Raw genomic sequence first — 15175 nt, 5'->3', positions numbered from 1 at the left:
ACTCGTTGTCCACAAGGGACTGCCGATCCGTCAACTGTGGACAAGTTGTGGTCAGGTCAGGTCGACAATGGGCGACGGGGCAGCGCCCCAAGGGGTGTCAATGCAGTGTTGCGCCGGCGCAGATGAAGACCGGAGGGTGCGTGCTGACGGTCAGCCGAAGTCGACGGAATCGGTGGTGACCGTGCCCGCCCGCCGACCGGGGGCGGTGTGGTTGGCCCAGTAGAGGTTCGTGTGGTCGATGACCTTGTCGGGCGTGGGTGCACCCCACTCGGACAGGTCCTCGGTGGTGTGGGCGTCGCCGACCAGCGTCACGTCGTACCCCCGGACGATCCCTCCGTGCAGTGTGGAACGGATGCACTCGTCGGTCTGCGCGCCCGCGACGACGAGGCGCCCGATGTGCCGCTCCGCGAGCACCGACTCGAGGTCGGTCTCCTCGAACGAGTCGGGATAGCGCTTGTGCACAACGGGTTCGGAGTCCTTCAGGGTGAGCTCGGGGACGTACTGCCAGCCGTCACTGCCCATCGGCAGGTTGTCGGCGGAGGAGTGCTGGACCCACACCACGGGGACGTTCTCGGACCTGGCCCGGTCCACGAGCCTGGCGACGTTGGCGACCACGGCGTCGCGGTTGTGGGCGCCTCCGACGACGTCGTTCTGTACGTCGATCACCAGGAGTGCGGTGTGCGGGCGGTCGCTCAGGGTGGTCATACGGCGCTCCTCGACAGGCAGCGGTGGTTCGGGTGCGCACACGGTATTCCCATCCGCCGACAAGCGACACCACGAGCAACACCACAAGCGCCACCGCGCCGGCGGACCTACGAAAGTCGCATGCGGTCGCGACCGAACGCCGTGGTCGACACAGGCACCGCCTACCCAGACTGATCGGGTGACCAACCAGACCTGGACCGCCGACGAGAACGCCGTCGTGGTGGCGGACCTCCACAAGTACGGCCCCGTGGCCAGAAGCGCAGGCTGGACCTCGCACTCGGCATGATCGGCGACCCGAGCCTGCTGTTCCTCGACGAGCCGACGACCGGCTTCGATCCCGCCGCCCGGCAGGGCGCCTGGGAGCTCGTACGCCGGTTGCGAGCGGCCGGGACCACCATCGTGCTCACCACCCACTACATGGAGGAGGCGCAGCAACTCGCGGACCGGGTGGCGGTGATCGCCGGCGGCCGGATCATCTCCGAGGGGACGCCCGCCACGCTCGGAGGCCGTGACCGCGCCGGGGTACGGATACGGTTCGCCCTGCCCGACGGCTTCGCGCTCGACCATATCCCGGTGGCGGCGGGGGAGTCGGTGACCGGGCCGGACGGTCACCGCGACGCCCTGGTCACCGTGGAGACCGCGGAGCCGACGGGGACGCTGCACCGGCTCACCGGCTGGGCGCTCGCCGCAGGTGTGGTGCTCGGCGGACTGGCAGTCGAGCGCCCGAGCCTGGAGGACGTCTACCTCCGGCTCACCGGCGAGCCGGACCAGAGCACGCCGAGCACGGGTCCGGGCGACGCCGCTGCCGAGCGGGACGTACTTCCTCGGCCTGCTGGCGCACTGCGTCCTGGTGAGCGTCGTGGACGTCCTGCTCATCCTGGGCATCGGGCGGGTCTTCGGCGTCCCGCTGGCCGGCCCGTCCCACTGGCCGGCGATCGCGGTGACGCTGGTGCTCGGCGCGGCCGGCTTCTGCGCCCTGGGCGTCGGGGTGGCCTCGCTGATCCGCAACGCCGAGGCCGCGCCCGCGGTCGTGCAGTTCGTCCTCTTCCCGCTGGTGTTCGTGTCCGGCACGTACATGCCGATCCACGCGGACGCGCTCAACCGGGTCGCGGACTTCCTGCCGGTACGGCCGTTCAACCAGGCGTTGCTCGGAGCGTTCGGCGGGGACGGCGGGTTCGCGTGGGCCAGCCTCGGCGTGCTCGCCGGGTGGGGAGTCGCCAGGGCACTGGTCGCCGTCCGGCGGTTCCGCTGGGACCCCCGCCCGGAGTGACCCGGAATTAGGGATCAGATCGCGGCGATCCGCACGCTGAGGTTGCCCAGCGTGGTCCAGTGCGGTTCGACCAGCGTTCCCGTACCCACGACCTGGCTGGGGCAGGGCGGTTCGGTCTGGTAGAGGCTCGGCCGGGCGATCCGCCGCTGTACGTCCCAGCCGCAGCTTTCCGCGCGCACGAAGCAGTCCCACAGCCCGTCCTCCAGCGCCCGGCCGGCCTTCGCGACGCGCGGGTCGAGCCGGGCCGTTCCACGCAGGACGACCTGCTCGGCCTCGTCGGCGGTGTCGGGCACCAGGTGGCTGGTCGTCGGCAGTCGGTAGTCACCGGAGTCGTTGCGGTTCTGCACGTACACGTCCAGCCGGCTGCGGCTGATCGCGGCGGTCACCTCGTAGGCGTCCTCGGGTACGTCGACCCGCAGCGGCACCGGCGGTTGCCACAACAGCCGGCCGCCGAGCCGGCGGAAGGTCACCGGCCGGCCGTCGGCGTAGCTCAACCGGCCGCTGACCCGGATCAGCAGGTGGTCGCCGTCCCAGTCGACGCGTTCCAGGGTCGGTACGACCGTCAGCTCGCGTTCGGCGCGGGCCAGCCGGGCGATGTCGGCGTACGCACCGGCGCGCAGCAGCCGCGCCCGGACCCGCATCGACAGCGGCAGCCAGGTCTCCACCGCCGGCCCGAACCGCTCCTCGGCCAGCTTGCCGACCTCGCGGTAGAGGAGGTGCTGGCGGTATCGCACCGGCAGCCCGCCGAACGTCCGGCCGCCCAGCAGGCGGAGCATCTCCGCGTCGTACCAGTGGGCGTAGATCTGGTCGCGCTCGTCACCGGGAGAGGTGTGACTGTCCACGACGTCGAGCACTCCGCGCAGGGCGCGGTAGTACGCCCGCGGGTCGAACCGGCGGGAGGCGTGTTCGCGTTCGGGCCGGCGGATCCAGTGGCAGCACACCTCGTCGGCGAGCACGCTGACCACCTTCGCCCGGAAGTACACCTGTGCGACGAAAAGCTGGTCGCCCAGCCAGGCCGCGCCCTCGGCGAACCGCAGGCGGTGCTCGGCCAGGAAGGCCGACCGGAAAAGCATGTGCGGCGTCAGCAGCCCGAACAGCCGGTCCTCCACCAGGTCGGCCTGGTCCCGGGACGCCCGGAAGACGTGCCGGGGGACCGAGCGGCCGCCGTGGCCGACCAGCTTCCCGATCACGATGTCGGCGTTCGTACGGGCGGCGGTGGCGTACATGCGTTCCAGCGCGGTCGGGGTGAGCCGGTCGTCGGGGTCGAGGAAGTAGACGTACTCGCCGTGTGCGCGCTCGATGCCGATGTTGCGCGGTCGCCCCGGACCGCCGGTGTGGGCGGCGGTGATGGCGCGCAGTGGCGGATGCAGCTGGGCGAGCTTCTCCGCCCGCTGGGCCGTCCCGTCGTGCGAGCCGTCGTCCACCATCAGGATTTCGTACTCACCGGGTGCCAGCGACTGGCCCAGCAGTGACTCCAGACAGGCGTCGAGATCGGCTCCCAGGTTGTACACCGGGACGACGACGCTCACTTTCACGCCCATGGGAATCCCCCCATGCCGTCAGCATGGGCCGGATGTTCCCCCGACAAACCTGTGGACGGTGGTGGACCGGTGACCGCCGGTTTCTGCCGGGCAGCTCAGGCGGCCGGGGCGGCTCGCGCGGCTTGCGCGGGCAGGGCCGGTCAGCCGGCGACGCCGTACAGCCGGTCGCCCGCGTCGCCGAGCCCGGGGACGATGAAGCCGTGCTCGTTGAGGTGGTCGTCCACCGCGGCGGTGACGACCGTGACCGGGACACCCACCGAGTCGAGTTCGCGCTCGAGGAAGCGGAGGCCCTCCGGGGCGGCGAGCAGGCACACCGCCGTGATGTGGTCCGCCCCTCGCTCGACCAGGAAGCGCACGGAGTCGGCGAGCGTTCCACCGGTGGCCAGCATCGGGTCGAGGACGTAGCACTGCCGGCCGGACAGGTCCTCGGGGATCCGCTGGGCGTACGTCGAGGCCTTCAGCGTGTGCTCGTCGCGGACCATGCCGAGGAAGCCGACCTCGGCGGTGGGCAGCAGCCGCACCATGCCCTCCAGCATCCCCAGGCCCGCGCGCAGGATCGGCACGACCAGCGGTTTGGGCGCCGCCAGCTTCACCCCCTGCGCCTCGGCGACCGGAGTGGTGACGGTGACCGGCTCGGTCCGGACGTCCCGGGTCGCCTCGTACGCGAGCAGGGTGACCAGCTCGTCGGTGAGCAACCGGAACGTCGGGGAGTCGGTACCGGCGTCGCGCAGCACGGTGAGCTTGTGCGCGATCAGAGGGTGGTCGGCGACGTGGATCCGCATGGGCGTGACCCTAGGCCATCGCGGCGCGGGGCCGGAGCCTGCGGTGGACGGCCGTACGCCCACTCCACGCGGAATTCCGTACGCCGAACTCGCACCGTGAACGCGCCCTCCCGGAGAGCCAGCGAACCGACGGGGGAAGGACCTTCGGGGCGTAAAAAGTGCAACTCCGGCTGAAAAAAACCGGTCGCAGACATTGCTCCGGTCCCCGGCCAAGGTCCACCTTTAGGGAGTCATGTCTGGGGTCGCCCACACCCGGCTGGTGGCCCCTTCATCACAACGGGGATCGTCTGGATCGGCGGTCAGGTGCATGAGCGCAACACGAAGACGGCAGTCGGACTCGCCAGCATTCCGTGTGTCGGCGACGGGGATGGCCCGCAGCGGTTGGGCCGTAACCCCCACGCAGGCCTCGGGCCCTCCCGGAGACTCCCGAGCGGGCACGACCGGCCCGGTGGTCGGCGCGACGACCGGCCCGGTAGCCGGCCGGACTTCCGACTCTTCCACCACCTCGTCTCCGTCCGCGTCCTCCTCGCCGTCGACCTCCTCAGCTGCCGGCGATACGGCGGAGCCGCGTCCCCTCACCGAACGCGAGCGGGAACGTTTGCGCCGCCGGGCCGCGCTGCTGCGCGACCTGGCCGAGGCCAAGGACCTCCCGTTCGCGCTCCGGGCCAACCAGCTCCGCCGGCGTCGCCAGGCCCTGCGCCGCGCGCTGTAGGAGCCACCGGACGCGTCACGTGCCGCCCGGCCGGGCACCGGCGGTCCGGGTTCGGTGGAACTTCGGCGAAAAGGCACGGATCGGGCGAACAAAGGCCGGGAAAAGCCGGTGCATTTTCCCGCGGGTCTGCCACCATGCCCTACATGGCCGACGACAGTGCTACGGCGATCGACTTCGCGGTGGTCACCTACCTCGAGGAGGGCTGCTGGCGGGTGTCGTCACTGGCGACCACGGCGGCGCGTGACCTCGACACGTTCGTACGCACGCTGCGCCAGATGCAGGGCGACATCGGCTGTATCGGCTCGGTCTCGGTCGACGACGACTTCTTCATCCTGGTCCGGGTCGTGGGCGACGAGGTCCGTTACCTCCTGTCCGATGTAACCGCGGCGACGGACTGGCCGCTGGCCCGGGAGGTCCTCGACGAACTCGCGCTTCCGGTCCCCATCGACGAGGACGACGAGGACCAGGCACAACCCGCGGGCGATCTCACCATCGTGGCCGACCTCGGCATGGCCGCGATGGAGATGGGCGCCCTGTGTGACGACCTCGACCTCTACCCCGACGAGATGCTGTCCAAGATCGCCGAGCGCCTGGGCTACGGTCCGGCGTTCCAGCGGGCGGTCGAGGCCTCGGTCGGCTGACCATACTGATCATGCCGGCCAACTGACACCGTCGCGGACCGCGACCGTAGGTTTCGATCGCGGACCCCGGCGAAAGACAGGTCCAGACAAGCCGTAGGCGCAGATCGAGAACTCGAAGGAATGGTGCGCGGTGTCGTACTTCGCGGCGGCGTTCGCCCGCAGTGGGGACGAGTGGGTGGCGAGTGAGACCGACCTCGACGACGTGGAGACCGTGGAGGACGTGGTCGACGCGGTACAGGACGTCGAGTCCGACGACGAGAACGTCCTGGTCCTCGTCGAGGAGGAGAACTGGTTCGCCGTCGTGAGGGTGGAAGGCGACGAGGAACCCAGGGTGTACGTGTCCGACGGAGCCGAGACGCTCCGCTCACCGGTCGGTGAGGCGCTGGTGAGCGAGTTGGTGGAGGAACACCGGCTCGCCGCGGTGGTCGCCGGTGACGCGGGTGCCGACCTGCCGGTGGTGCCGGCCACCGACCTCGACGAGGACGAGGACGAGCCGGTGGAGCTGCCGGCCGAGCCCATCGGCGAGGCCGGTCTGCTGGACGACCTCGGCATCCGGGCCGAGGACCTCAACCGGCTGGCGGCGGCGATCGGCACGCCCCCCTCGGCGGCGGTGACGTTCCTCGCCGAACGCCTGGGATTCGCCGAGGCGCTCGAGGCCGTCCGCTGAGCTCCGGGTGGGAGGACCCGATGCGGGCCGCCCTCGGCGAGGCCGCGCTGGCTCCGGACACCGGTGACGTACCCGTCGGCTGCGTCGTCCTCGGCCCCGACGGCGCCGTGCTCGGCCGGGGGCGCAACGCACGGGAGGCGACCGGCGACCCCACCGCCCACGCCGAGGTGCTGGCGATCCGGGAGGCCGCCGTGCGACGTGGTGAGTGGCGTCTTTCCGGATGCACCCTCGTCGTCACCCTCGAGCCCTGCACGATGTGCGCGGGTGCGCTGGTGCAGGCCCGGGTCGACCAGGTGGTGTTCGGTGCGTACGACGACAAGGCCGGCGCCGTCGGCTCGCTGTGGGACGTCGTACGCGACCGCCGGCTCAACCACCGGCCGCAGGTGGTCGGGGGCGTGCTCGCGCAGGAGTGCGGTGACGTGCTGCGGCGGTTCTTCGCCGCTCGCCGGGGCGTGTGAGGCGGCTGCCACCTCGTCCGGTAACCTACCCGGCGGTGGCGTGTCCGAGCGGCCGAAGGAGCACGCCTCGAAAGCGTGTGAGGGGCAACCCTCCGTGGGTTCAAATCCCACCGCCACCGCAGCAGGAGGGCCTGGGCACGAGCACCTGACGTGCCCAGGCCCTTTGGCATTGGCAACGAAAGAAGCCATCGGGGGCGGGGGGAGGTGCCGGCGATGATCACTGTCGCCGAGCTCAACGACTTCCTGCTGTACGGCGCCCTGGTTCTGCTGCTGGCGATCCTCGCCGTCCGGGCCTCGGTGCGGTTCGGGTTCCCCAGCCTGCTGATCTACCTCGCGATGGGCGTCGCCCTCGGCGAGGCGGGGCTCGGCGTCCGGTTCGACGACGCCCAGCTCGCCCACGCCCTCGGCTTCGCCGCCCTGGTGATCATTCTCACCGAGGGCGGTCTCACGACCCGGTGGGCCGAGGTACGCGGGTCGATGCTGCCCGGGCTCGTCCTCGCCACCGTCGGAGTCGCGGTCAGCGTGCTCGTGGTGGCGGTGATCGTGCACGGCACGCTCGGCTTCGGCTGGCGGCTGTCCCTGCTCCTCGGCGCCGTCACCTCGCCCACCGACGCGGCAGCGGTGTTCTCGGTGCTGCGGAAGGTCCCCTTGCCCCGCCGGCTGGCCGGGGTCCTGGAAGCCGAGTCCGGGCTGAACGACGCCCCGACCGTCCTGCTGGTCACCCTGCTCAGCTCCACGGCGTTCGCGGAGGAGGGCCTACCCCGCATCGTCGGGCTGATCGCGGGCGAACTCGCCGGCGGCACGGTGTTCGGGTTCCTCATCGGGTGGGGCGGCGCGTGGCTGCTGCGCCGGGTGGCGCTGCCGTCGTCGGGCCTGTACCCGCTGGCGGTGGTGTCGTTCGCGGTGCTGGCGTACGCCTTCACCTCGTTCGTGCACTGCAGCGGTTTCGCCGCCGTCTACGTCGCGTCCCTCGTCCTCGGCAACGCCGAGCTTCCGCACCGGCCGACCACGCGGTCCTTCGTGGAGGGCCTCGCGTGGCTGGCCCAGATCGGGCTGTTCGTGATGCTCGGGCTGCTCGCCTGGCCGAGCCGGCTGGACTGGAACGACGTGCTGGCCGGCCTGGTCGCCGGGCTCGCGCTGACCTTCGTGGCCCGGCCGCTGTCGGTGTTCGTGTCGATGCTGCCGTTCCGGCCGCGGATACCCGACCAGTTGTTCCTCGCCTGGGCGGGGTTGCGTGGTGCGGTGCCGATCGTGCTGGCCACGATCCCGCTGGCGGCCGGGCTGGAGCGCGCCGACCGGTTGTTCAACGTGGTCTTCGTCCTGGTCGTGGTGTTCACGCTGGTGCAGGCGCCGACGTTGCCGTGGGTGGGCCGGGTGCTGCGGATCGGCGGTGAGGACGAGGTGCGGGACCTCGACGTGGAGGCCGCGCCGCTGGAACGCCTGGACGCCGACCTGCTGCAGATCCGGATCCTGCCCCGGTCGCAGCTGGCCAACGTCGAGGTGGGAGAGCTGCGGCTGCCCGAGGGAGCGTCGGTGGCGCTGGTGGTCCGGGAGGGCCGCAGCCTGGTGCCAGGGTTGCGTACCCCCCTGAAGGTCGGCGACGACCTGCTCGTGGTCGCTCCGCGCCGGGTACGCGAGGCCACCGAACGCCGGCTGCGGTCGGTGAGCCGTTCGGGCCGGCTGGCGGGGTGGCTGGAAGGTCACCAGCCGACCGCCTCCTCGCGGATGCGGTGGGTCCGCCGGCCCTGATCACGCCGGCCCTGGTCAGCCGGCGACGCCGCCCGGCGTGGGACTGGGCTTCGCACAGACCGGCACGGTGGTGGAGACGTCCATCGCCGTCGGCGCCTTGGTGACGAGGCCGTGGAAGTCGGTGCCGAGGACCAGGTCGACGCTCGCGTCGGGCCGGTCGTCCACGCTGATCTTCTCCTTGGCGACCTGGGCGGCGACCAGGAGGACCTCCGGCGCGTCCTTGGCCCGGCCGCGAACCTCCGCGACCTTCACCTTGGCCTTCTTCGGGTCGTTGGCCACGGTGCCGACGGTGAAGCCGCGCTGGCGCAGGTCGGTCGCCGTACGCTCCGCGAGTCCACCGATCTTGCTCGCGTTGTAGACGTTGACGACCACCGTGGTGGCCGAGATCCGCTGCTTCTGGCCGGGCGCGGGTGTGCTGCACACGAGGTCCGGCCCCGCGCCGGGGATCGCCTTGAGGGCCGAGTGCCAGCCGAACCACCCGGCCGCGGCGACGAGGCCGAGAAGGACGACCAGCGTGAGGGGGCCGCGGATCTTCCGCCGGCGCCGGCGCCGGGCCCGGCGTAGCTCGGCGGTCTCGTCCCACGTCATGTGCGCCCCCTTCCCCGTTCGGGAAATCCTCAGCCCTTGAGCCGAAGCACGCGGGCGTGCAACACCATGCGCTGGTGCAGGGCGGCTCGCAGTGCCCGGTGCAAGCCGTCCTCGAGATACAGCTCGTTCTGGTATTCGACCACGTGGGCGAAGAGATCTCCGTAGTAGGTGGAGTCCTCCGCGAGGAGGGTGTCCAGGTCGAGGGTGCGTTTCGTCGTGACCAACTGGTCCAGCCGGATCGGGCGCGGCGGCAGCGCGGCCCACTCGCGTTGGGTCGTGCCGTGCTCGGGATAGGGGCGTCCGTCGCCGACGCGCTTGAAGATCACGGTTGGGCAGTGTAGTGGTGCCTCCTGCGGGTGACCGGGCAGAAGCGCTGGGTGTCTTCACCGTAGGCCGAATCGTCGCCTGGCGCTGCCCCGTGGCCAGGCTCCGTCCTGGCCAGGGGTCGGCGGCGGGGCGCTCGGGTAGGACCAAACCGGTGGACACCCCGTAGGCGCTCAGTAGGCACCCGGTGGGACCGAACGGGGTGACGCCGAGACTGCACAGTGGGAGGGTGCGGGGATGAAGAAGATCATCAACGATCCGGCGAACGTCGTCGCGGAGGCACTGACCGGCCTGGCCGCCGCGCACGGCGACATCGTGAGCGTCCATCTGGACCCCGACTACGTGGTGGCGGCGGAGGCGCCCCGCCCGGGGAAGGTCGGCGTCGTCTCCGGCGGCGGCAGTGGGCACGAACCCCTGCACGTCGGATTCGTGGGGTACGGCATGCTCGACGCGGCCTGCCCCGGGCCGGTGTTCACCTCACCGACGCCGGACCCGATCCTCGCCGCGACGAAGGCGGTGGACGGTGGTGCGGGCGTACTCCACATCGTGAAGAACTACACCGGCGACGTACTGAACTTCGAGACCGCCGCCGAGCTCGCAGCGGCGGAGGGCGTCGAGGTGGCCGCGGTGGTGATCGACGACGACGTGGCGGTCCGCGACAGCCTCTACACCGCCGGGCGGCGCGGGGTCGGCGGCACGGTGCTCGCGGAGAAGATCGTCGGTGCGGCCGCCGAGCGCGATGACGACCTGGCCTCGGTGGCCGCGCTGTGCCGCCGGGTGAACGACAACGTCGGCAGCATGGGGATGGCGCTGGGGTCCTGCACGGTACCGCACGCCGGCAAGCCGACGTTCGAACTCGGGCCGGACGAGATGGAGATCGGCATCGGGATCCACGGCGAACCCGGCCGCGAACGCGTGCCGCTGGAGCCCGCGAACGCGATCGTGGAACGCCTGCTGGCCCCGATCGTGGAGGACATGCCGTTCGAGTCCGGCGACCGGACGCTGCTGTTCGTCAACGGCATGGGCGGCACCCCGCTGATGGAGCTCTACATCGCCTACGCGCACGCCGAGAAGGTGCTGGCCCAGCGCGGCATCGCCGTCGAGCGGCGGCTGGTCGGCAACTACATCACCTCGCTGGAGATGCCGGGCATGTCGATCACGTTGCTCCGCCTGGACGAGGAGATGATCGACCTGTGGGACGCACCCGTGCACACGCCCGCCCTGCGCTGGGGACGGTGACACCGCATGCCCTCCGATGACGTGTCGATGACCACCCGGGACCTGCTCCGGGTGATCGCCGACTACGCGGCCGTGGTGGCCGCCAACCGTACGTACCTCATCGAACTCGACGCCGCGATCGGCGACGCCGACCACGGGGAGAACCTCGACCGCGGCATGAAGGCGGCGGTCGCACGCCTCGCCGATACCGTTCCGGCTACGCCCGCCGACGTGCTCCAGACGGTGGCGACCGCGCTGATCTCGAAGGTCGGCGGAGCCGCCGGCCCGTTGTACGGCACGGCGTTCCTGCGCGCGGCCACCAGCGTGAAGGGGCGCGAGGTGCTCGGTGCCGCCGACGTCGCGGGCGCCCTGCGGGCCGGCCTGGGCGGCGTGGTGGCGCGCGGGAAGGCCGAGGTGGGCGACAAGACGATGGTCGACGCCTGGGACCCGGCCGTGCAGGCCGCCGAGCGCGTCGTCGATGCCGGCGGCTCTACCCAGGAGGCGCTCGCCGCGGCGGCCGACGCCGCCGAGGAGGGCATGCGGGCGACCGTCCCGCTGATCGCCCGCAAGGGCCGGGCGAGCTATCTCGGCGAGCGCAGCGCCGGTCACCAGGACCCCGGCGCCACGTCGTCGGCGCTGCTGTTCCGGGTGTTCGCCGACGTCGCCGACCACTCCTCGTAGGCGCGGCGGCGATGCCTGAGGGGCCCGTCGCCCAGGTCGGGATCGTTCTGGTGGCGCACGTGGCCGCCCTCGCGGAGGGCGTACGCACCCTCGCCGCCCAGATGGCGCCGGAGGTGGACATCCGCGCGGTCGGGGGCACCGGCGACGGCGGGGTGGGCACCAGCTTCGACGCGATTCTCGATGCGATACAGGAGGCGGTGACGGCTGCGGGCGAGGGCTCGCAGGACTCGTCCGGTGACTCCGGCGTGGTCGTGCTGTACGACCTGGGCAGCGCGCAACTCACCGCCGAACTCGTCCTGGAGACGCTCGACCCCGACCACACCGCCCGGGTGCTGCTGGTCGACGCGCCGCTGGTGGAGGGCGCGGTCGCGGCGGCGACCACCGCCGCCGGGGGCGCCGGCCTCGCCGAGGTCGCCGCCGCGGCCCGGGAGGCGTACACGCCTGCCGCCGAGGCGGGCGCGGCCGAGACCTCGGAGCCGGCGGAGAACCGGGCCGAGGGCGCGGTACGCGCGCGGACGACGTTGCGCAACTCGGCCGGCCTGCACGCCCGGCCGGCGGCGGCGCTGGCCCGTCTGGTGCGGGAGTACGACGCGCGGGTCACGGTCGGCCGGCCCGGGGAGCCCGGGGCGGACGCGACCGGCGTGCTCGCGGTGGTCGCCCGGGGGCTGCGGGTGGGCGCCGAGATCGAGGTCGTCGCGGCCGGCGCGGACGCTCGGGCGGCCCTGGACGCGGTGATCGCCCTGGCAGACGAGGGATTCGGTGAGCTGGACGAGACGGCACCGGTGCCGGTGGAGCAACCGGACCAGCCGGCGCCGGCTGGATCACCGGAACCTCCCGAGCCCGGCACGCTCCGCGGCATCGGCGCCTCGACCGGCCTGGTGGTGGCGACGGTCCGGCACCTGCGCCGTACCGAACCCCGGCTGCCCTCCACCGGCGGCGCACACGACCCGGCGGCAGAGCGACGCCGGCTGGCCGCCGCCGTCGACCGGGTGAACACCGAGCTGGCCGGCCGTGCCGCGGGCGGCGGGTCCGGCGCCGACATCGCCGGTGCCCACCAGGCCATGCTCGCCGACCCCGCGCTGCTGGCCGGAGCGGAGGCGAAGCTCGACGCGGCCACGCCCGCGGAGGTGGCCTGGTGGCGGTCGGTGCTGGAGGCCCGCGACCTGCTGGCCGGTGGGGCGGACCCGGTCGCCGAGCGCGCGGTCGACGTGGAGGACCTCGGCCGGGCGGTGCTCGGCGCCCTCGGCGTGGACGTCCGGCCGTCCGTACGACCCGAGGATGTCGCCCATGCCGTGGTGGTCGCTGAGGAGGTGTTCCCCTCCGACGTCGCGGCCCTCGGTGAGGCCGAGGTGGCCGGCGTGGCGGTCGCGCGCGGCGGCCGTACGTCCCACGCGGCGATCCTCGCCCGCGGCCTGGACCTGCCGATGGTGGTCCGGCTCGGCCCGGACGTGCTGGACGTCGCGGACGGAACGCCGGTGATTCTGGACGCGCGTAACGGCGAACTCCGAGTGGACCCACCGGAGCCGGAGCTGGCCTCCGCCCGGCAGTCCGCCCGCGACCTCGCCGCCGAGCGGGAGCGGGCTCGCACCGAGGCGGCGGGCACGGTGGTGCGCGCGGACGGCACGCCGGTGACGGTGAGCGCGAACGTCGGCGGCCCGGCCGAGGCGCGCGCCGCGGTGGCCGCCGGTGCCGACGCGGTCGGCCTGCTGCGTACCGAACTCCTCTACGTCGACCGGCCCCGCCTGCCCGGTGAGGACGAACAGGCCGCGGAGCTGGGAGCGGTCCTGGCCGAGCTCGGCGGCCGGCGCGCGGTCGTCCGCACCCTGGACGTCGGCGGGGACAAGCTGCTGCCCGCCCTGGACCTCGACCCGTGGCGGCACGGACCGCTCGGGGAGCGCGGGCTGCGGTACGCCTTCGCGCACCCGGACCTGCTGCGGACCCAGTTGCGGGCGGTGCTGCGCGCGGCGTATGGGCATGGCGAGGTCTGGTTGATGGCGCCGATGGTGACGACGGCCGCCGAGGCGCGGCGGTTCCGGCTCCTGGTCGAGGAGGCGGCAGGCGAGCTGGCAGCCGAGGGGACGGCGTTCGCCCGGCCGGCGATGGTCGGGGTGATGGTCGAGGTGCCCGCGGCCGCCCTGGTCGCCGACCGGATATGCGCCGAGGTCGACTTCGTGAGCGTGGGGAGCAACGACCTCACGCAGTACGTCATGGCCGCCGACCGGACCAACGACGCGGTGGGCGACCTCTACCAGCCCGGCCACGAGGCGATGTGGCGGCTGCTGGGAACGCTGGTCGAGGCCTCCCGGGCAGCCGGCCGGCACGTCGCCGTGTGCGGGGAGCTCGCGGGAGAACCGGACGCGGCGGTCCGGCTGGTCGGCATGGGCGTGGACGAGCTGTCCATGACGCCGAACGCGATACCCGGCGTCAAGGCGGCCTTGCGGAGCCGGCTCAGCTGATCGGCTCGGGCGCCCGGTGGGCGGGCGGTGGTCCGGAGACCTCCTCGGCGGTGGCCATCGCCCGTGGGTGCAGCACCGCGCGCTCGCGTGCCTCCAGCACCTTGGTGATCAGGTCGTCTCGCCAGTGGTCGGCGTCGTAACCGATGGCGCCGCGCTGGTAGCGGTCGTAGAAGAACGCGAGTTCGGTGACGGCGGTGTGGTAGTCGCGGACTGCCCGGGCGGCCTCGGCGCCCCACCGGCGCTTCACCGCAGAGCGCCAGCCGCTGCGTCCGGCCAGGCTTGACAGCAGGCGTACCTCCCCCGGCGCGATCCAGTTGGCGGCGACGAACCGCGGCAGCTGGCCGGCCACGATCCGCTGCTCGCGGCGCCGCTGCCAGAGCACCACCATCGCCATCGCGGCGAACACCGGCACCATGAACACGGCGTAGACGAGGAAGAACCCGAACTGCCCGAGCAGCGACGCCGAGGCGTTCCACAGCCCGTGCAGGCAGACGGCGGCGAGGTAGCCGGCCAGCGGGTAGACGAACCGGATCCGTCTGCGGCTGCGCGCCATGATGCCGACGGCGAGCCCGGTCATCGCGGTGAAGATCGGGTGGGCGAAGGGGGACAGCACGCACCGCAGGGCGAACAGCATGATGCCGCCCTGGAGTCCTCCCTCGGCGATGGCGGTCCCGAGATAGAGGATGTTCTCGCTGAACGCGAACCCCACCCCCACCAGTCCGGCGTACACGATGCCGTCGACCACGCCGTCCACCTCGCGACGGCGGGTGGCGAGCAGGACGAACAGGAACGCGCCCTTGACCGCCTCCTCCACGAAGGGTGCGGTCACCACCGTGCTCACCACGTCGCCGAGCTCGGTGCCGACAGTGCGGGACCAGGCGTAGTTGAGGGCGAAGTTGCTGATCGCCGCGGCCAGCGCCGCGACCCCGGCTCCCCAAAGGAACGCCATCAGCAGCAGCCGGCCCGGCTCGGGCTCCCACCGGTCGATCCACAAGAACACCGCGACCACCGGGACGACCGGCAGGAAGGCGAACAACGTGCCCAGCGCGGCCGGCTCGGGCCCGGCGCCGAGGACCGTGAGCCCGATCAGCGGGGTCATCAGCGCGGCCATCACCACGATGAGGACGACCGGTGCGAGCACCCGGCGCCGGTTGCGGTGCCGGCCGGCCCAGGGGCGCAACGGCACGAGGGGTCGGCCGCCCGGCAGACCGGGCAACCCAGAGTGAGCGGATCCGGACTGAGCGGAGGGGGAAGGGGTCGCGCTCATCCGGAGAGCCTAGGGCAGCGCACCCCCGCTCGCTGACCGGCAGGACCCGGGCTGTCGATGCATGCGGACGTCGTTCGTCATCCGGTCGACGGCGGGGAGAGGCGAGGAGCGGCGAG

At 72.4% G+C, this 15175-nt stretch carries 15 protein-coding genes, 1 tRNA gene and 1 pseudogene; 11 read left to right on the top strand and 6 right to left on the bottom strand.

Annotated features, from left to right (window positions below; genetic code table 11):
• Positions 1-150: 150 nt before the first annotated feature.
• Positions 151-705: a cysteine hydrolase family protein gene (locus ABZV93_RS26550; RefSeq protein WP_354941239.1), complete on the bottom strand. Its 555-nt coding sequence runs from the start codon at positions 703-705 to the stop codon at positions 151-153.
• A gap of 282 nt (positions 706-987) precedes the next feature.
• Between ABZV93_RS26550 and ABZV93_RS26545 the strand changes: the two are divergent.
• Positions 988-1059 (top strand): annotated as a pseudogene (locus ABZV93_RS26545) (hypothetical protein); the annotation flags it as partial.
• Positions 1060-1396: 337 nt separating this feature from the next.
• Complete coding sequence (locus ABZV93_RS26540) at positions 1397-1975, top strand: ABC transporter permease (RefSeq protein WP_354941237.1); 579 nt, start codon at positions 1397-1399, stop codon at positions 1973-1975.
• 14 nt (positions 1976-1989) lie between these two features.
• Here the strand turns inward: ABZV93_RS26540 and ABZV93_RS26535 are convergent, their stop codons facing one another.
• Positions 1990-3516, bottom strand: a complete 1527-nt coding sequence (locus tag ABZV93_RS26535) for a glycosyltransferase (RefSeq protein WP_354941235.1) — start codon at positions 3514-3516, stop codon at positions 1990-1992.
• 140 nt (positions 3517-3656) lie between these two features.
• Positions 3657-4298 (bottom strand): uracil phosphoribosyltransferase, encoded by a 642-nt coding sequence (gene upp / locus ABZV93_RS26530; protein WP_354941233.1) that lies wholly within the window; start codon positions 4296-4298, stop codon positions 3657-3659.
• 448 nt (positions 4299-4746) lie between these two features.
• Between upp and ABZV93_RS26525 the strand changes: the two genes are divergently transcribed.
• The 6 genes from ABZV93_RS26525 (at position 4747) to ABZV93_RS26500 (ending at position 8525) form a co-directional block, all read left to right on the top strand.
• Positions 4747-5010, top strand: a complete 264-nt coding sequence (locus tag ABZV93_RS26525) for a hypothetical protein (protein WP_354941231.1) — start codon at positions 4747-4749, stop codon at positions 5008-5010.
• Positions 5011-5153: 143 nt separating this feature from the next.
• Positions 5154-5651 (top strand): tRNA adenosine deaminase-associated protein, encoded by a 498-nt coding sequence (locus ABZV93_RS26520; RefSeq protein ID WP_354941229.1) that lies wholly within the window; start codon positions 5154-5156, stop codon positions 5649-5651.
• A gap of 130 nt (positions 5652-5781) precedes the next feature.
• Positions 5782-6318, top strand: a complete 537-nt coding sequence (locus ABZV93_RS26515) for a tRNA adenosine deaminase-associated protein (RefSeq protein ID WP_354941227.1) — start codon at positions 5782-5784, stop codon at positions 6316-6318.
• Positions 6319-6338: 20 nt separating this feature from the next.
• Positions 6339-6776 (top strand): nucleoside deaminase, encoded by a 438-nt coding sequence (locus ABZV93_RS26510; RefSeq protein ID WP_354941225.1) that lies wholly within the window; start codon positions 6339-6341, stop codon positions 6774-6776.
• Between the two features lie 34 nt (positions 6777-6810).
• Positions 6811-6895, top strand: a tRNA-Ser gene (locus ABZV93_RS26505).
• A gap of 94 nt (positions 6896-6989) precedes the next feature.
• Entirely contained in the window at positions 6990-8525 is a 1536-nt protein-coding gene (locus ABZV93_RS26500) for a potassium/proton antiporter (protein WP_354941223.1), read from the top strand.
• 15 nt (positions 8526-8540) lie between these two features.
• Here ABZV93_RS26500 and ABZV93_RS26495 read toward each other — a convergent pair whose 3' ends face one another.
• A complete protein-coding gene (locus ABZV93_RS26495) occupies positions 8541-9113 on the bottom strand; it encodes a LytR C-terminal domain-containing protein (RefSeq protein ID WP_354941221.1) in 573 nt (190 codons plus the stop codon).
• A gap of 29 nt (positions 9114-9142) precedes the next feature.
• Positions 9143-9439: a type II toxin-antitoxin system VapB family antitoxin gene (locus ABZV93_RS26490; RefSeq protein WP_092882016.1), complete on the bottom strand. Its 297-nt coding sequence runs from the start codon at positions 9437-9439 to the stop codon at positions 9143-9145.
• A 235-nt stretch (positions 9440-9674) separates the two neighbouring features.
• On the opposite strand from ABZV93_RS26490, the gene dhaK reads away from it, so the two are divergent.
• The 3 genes from dhaK to ptsP are packed head-to-tail and all read left to right on the top strand — an operon-like array spanning position 9675 to position 13792.
• Complete coding sequence (gene dhaK, locus ABZV93_RS26485) at positions 9675-10676, top strand: dihydroxyacetone kinase subunit DhaK (RefSeq protein ID WP_354941219.1); 1002 nt, start codon at positions 9675-9677, stop codon at positions 10674-10676.
• A gap of 6 nt (positions 10677-10682) precedes the next feature.
• A complete protein-coding gene (gene dhaL / locus ABZV93_RS26480; RefSeq protein WP_354941217.1) occupies positions 10683-11336 on the top strand; it encodes a dihydroxyacetone kinase subunit DhaL in 654 nt (217 codons plus the stop codon).
• Positions 11337-11347: 11 nt separating this feature from the next.
• The gene (ptsP, locus tag ABZV93_RS26475) at positions 11348-13792 is read left to right on the top strand and encodes a phosphoenolpyruvate--protein phosphotransferase (protein WP_354941215.1); all 2445 of its coding nucleotides are present in this window, start codon (positions 11348-11350) and stop codon (positions 13790-13792) included.
• Here ptsP and ABZV93_RS26470 read toward each other — a convergent pair.
• On the bottom strand, positions 13785-15059 hold the full coding sequence (locus tag ABZV93_RS26470) for a PrsW family intramembrane metalloprotease (protein ID WP_354941213.1): 1275 nt from the start codon (positions 15057-15059) through the stop codon (positions 13785-13787). The two genes, ptsP and ABZV93_RS26470, sit on opposite strands and share 8 nt — an antisense overlap.
• Positions 15060-15175 lie beyond the last annotated feature (116 nt).

The sequence above is a fragment of the Actinopolymorpha sp. NPDC004070 genome (genome assembly GCF_040610475.1).
Taxonomy (GTDB): Bacteria; Actinomycetota; Actinomycetes; order Propionibacteriales; family Actinopolymorphaceae; genus Actinopolymorpha.
This window is presented reverse-complemented; position numbering and strand designations above follow the sequence as displayed.

Bases quoted from the DNA above. Each gene is read 5' to 3' on its own strand.
- ABZV93_RS26550 (WP_354941239.1), bottom strand. From the start codon at position 705: ATGACCACCCTGAGCGACCGCCCGCACACCGCACTCCTGGTGATCGAC.
- ABZV93_RS26535 (WP_354941235.1), bottom strand. From the start codon at position 3,516: ATGGGCGTGAAAGTGAGCGTCGTCGTCCCGGTGTACAACCTGGGAGCC.
- upp (WP_354941233.1), bottom strand. From the start codon at position 4,298: ATGCGGATCCACGTCGCCGACCACCCTCTGATCGCGCACAAGCTCACC.
- ABZV93_RS26520 (WP_354941229.1), top strand. From the start codon at position 5,154: ATGGCCGACGACAGTGCTACGGCGATCGACTTCGCGGTGGTCACCTAC.
- ABZV93_RS26510 (WP_354941225.1), top strand. From the start codon at position 6,339: ATGCGGGCCGCCCTCGGCGAGGCCGCGCTGGCTCCGGACACCGGTGAC.
- ABZV93_RS26500 (WP_354941223.1), top strand. From the start codon at position 6,990: ATGATCACTGTCGCCGAGCTCAACGACTTCCTGCTGTACGGCGCCCTG.
- ABZV93_RS26495 (WP_354941221.1), bottom strand. From the start codon at position 9,113: ATGACGTGGGACGAGACCGCCGAGCTACGCCGGGCCCGGCGCCGGCGC.
- dhaK (WP_354941219.1), top strand. From the start codon at position 9,675: ATGAAGAAGATCATCAACGATCCGGCGAACGTCGTCGCGGAGGCACTG.
- dhaL (WP_354941217.1), top strand. From the start codon at position 10,683: ATGCCCTCCGATGACGTGTCGATGACCACCCGGGACCTGCTCCGGGTG.
- ptsP (WP_354941215.1), top strand. From the start codon at position 11,348: ATGCCTGAGGGGCCCGTCGCCCAGGTCGGGATCGTTCTGGTGGCGCAC.
- ABZV93_RS26470 (WP_354941213.1), bottom strand. From the start codon at position 15,059: ATGAGCGCGACCCCTTCCCCCTCCGCTCAGTCCGGATCCGCTCACTCT.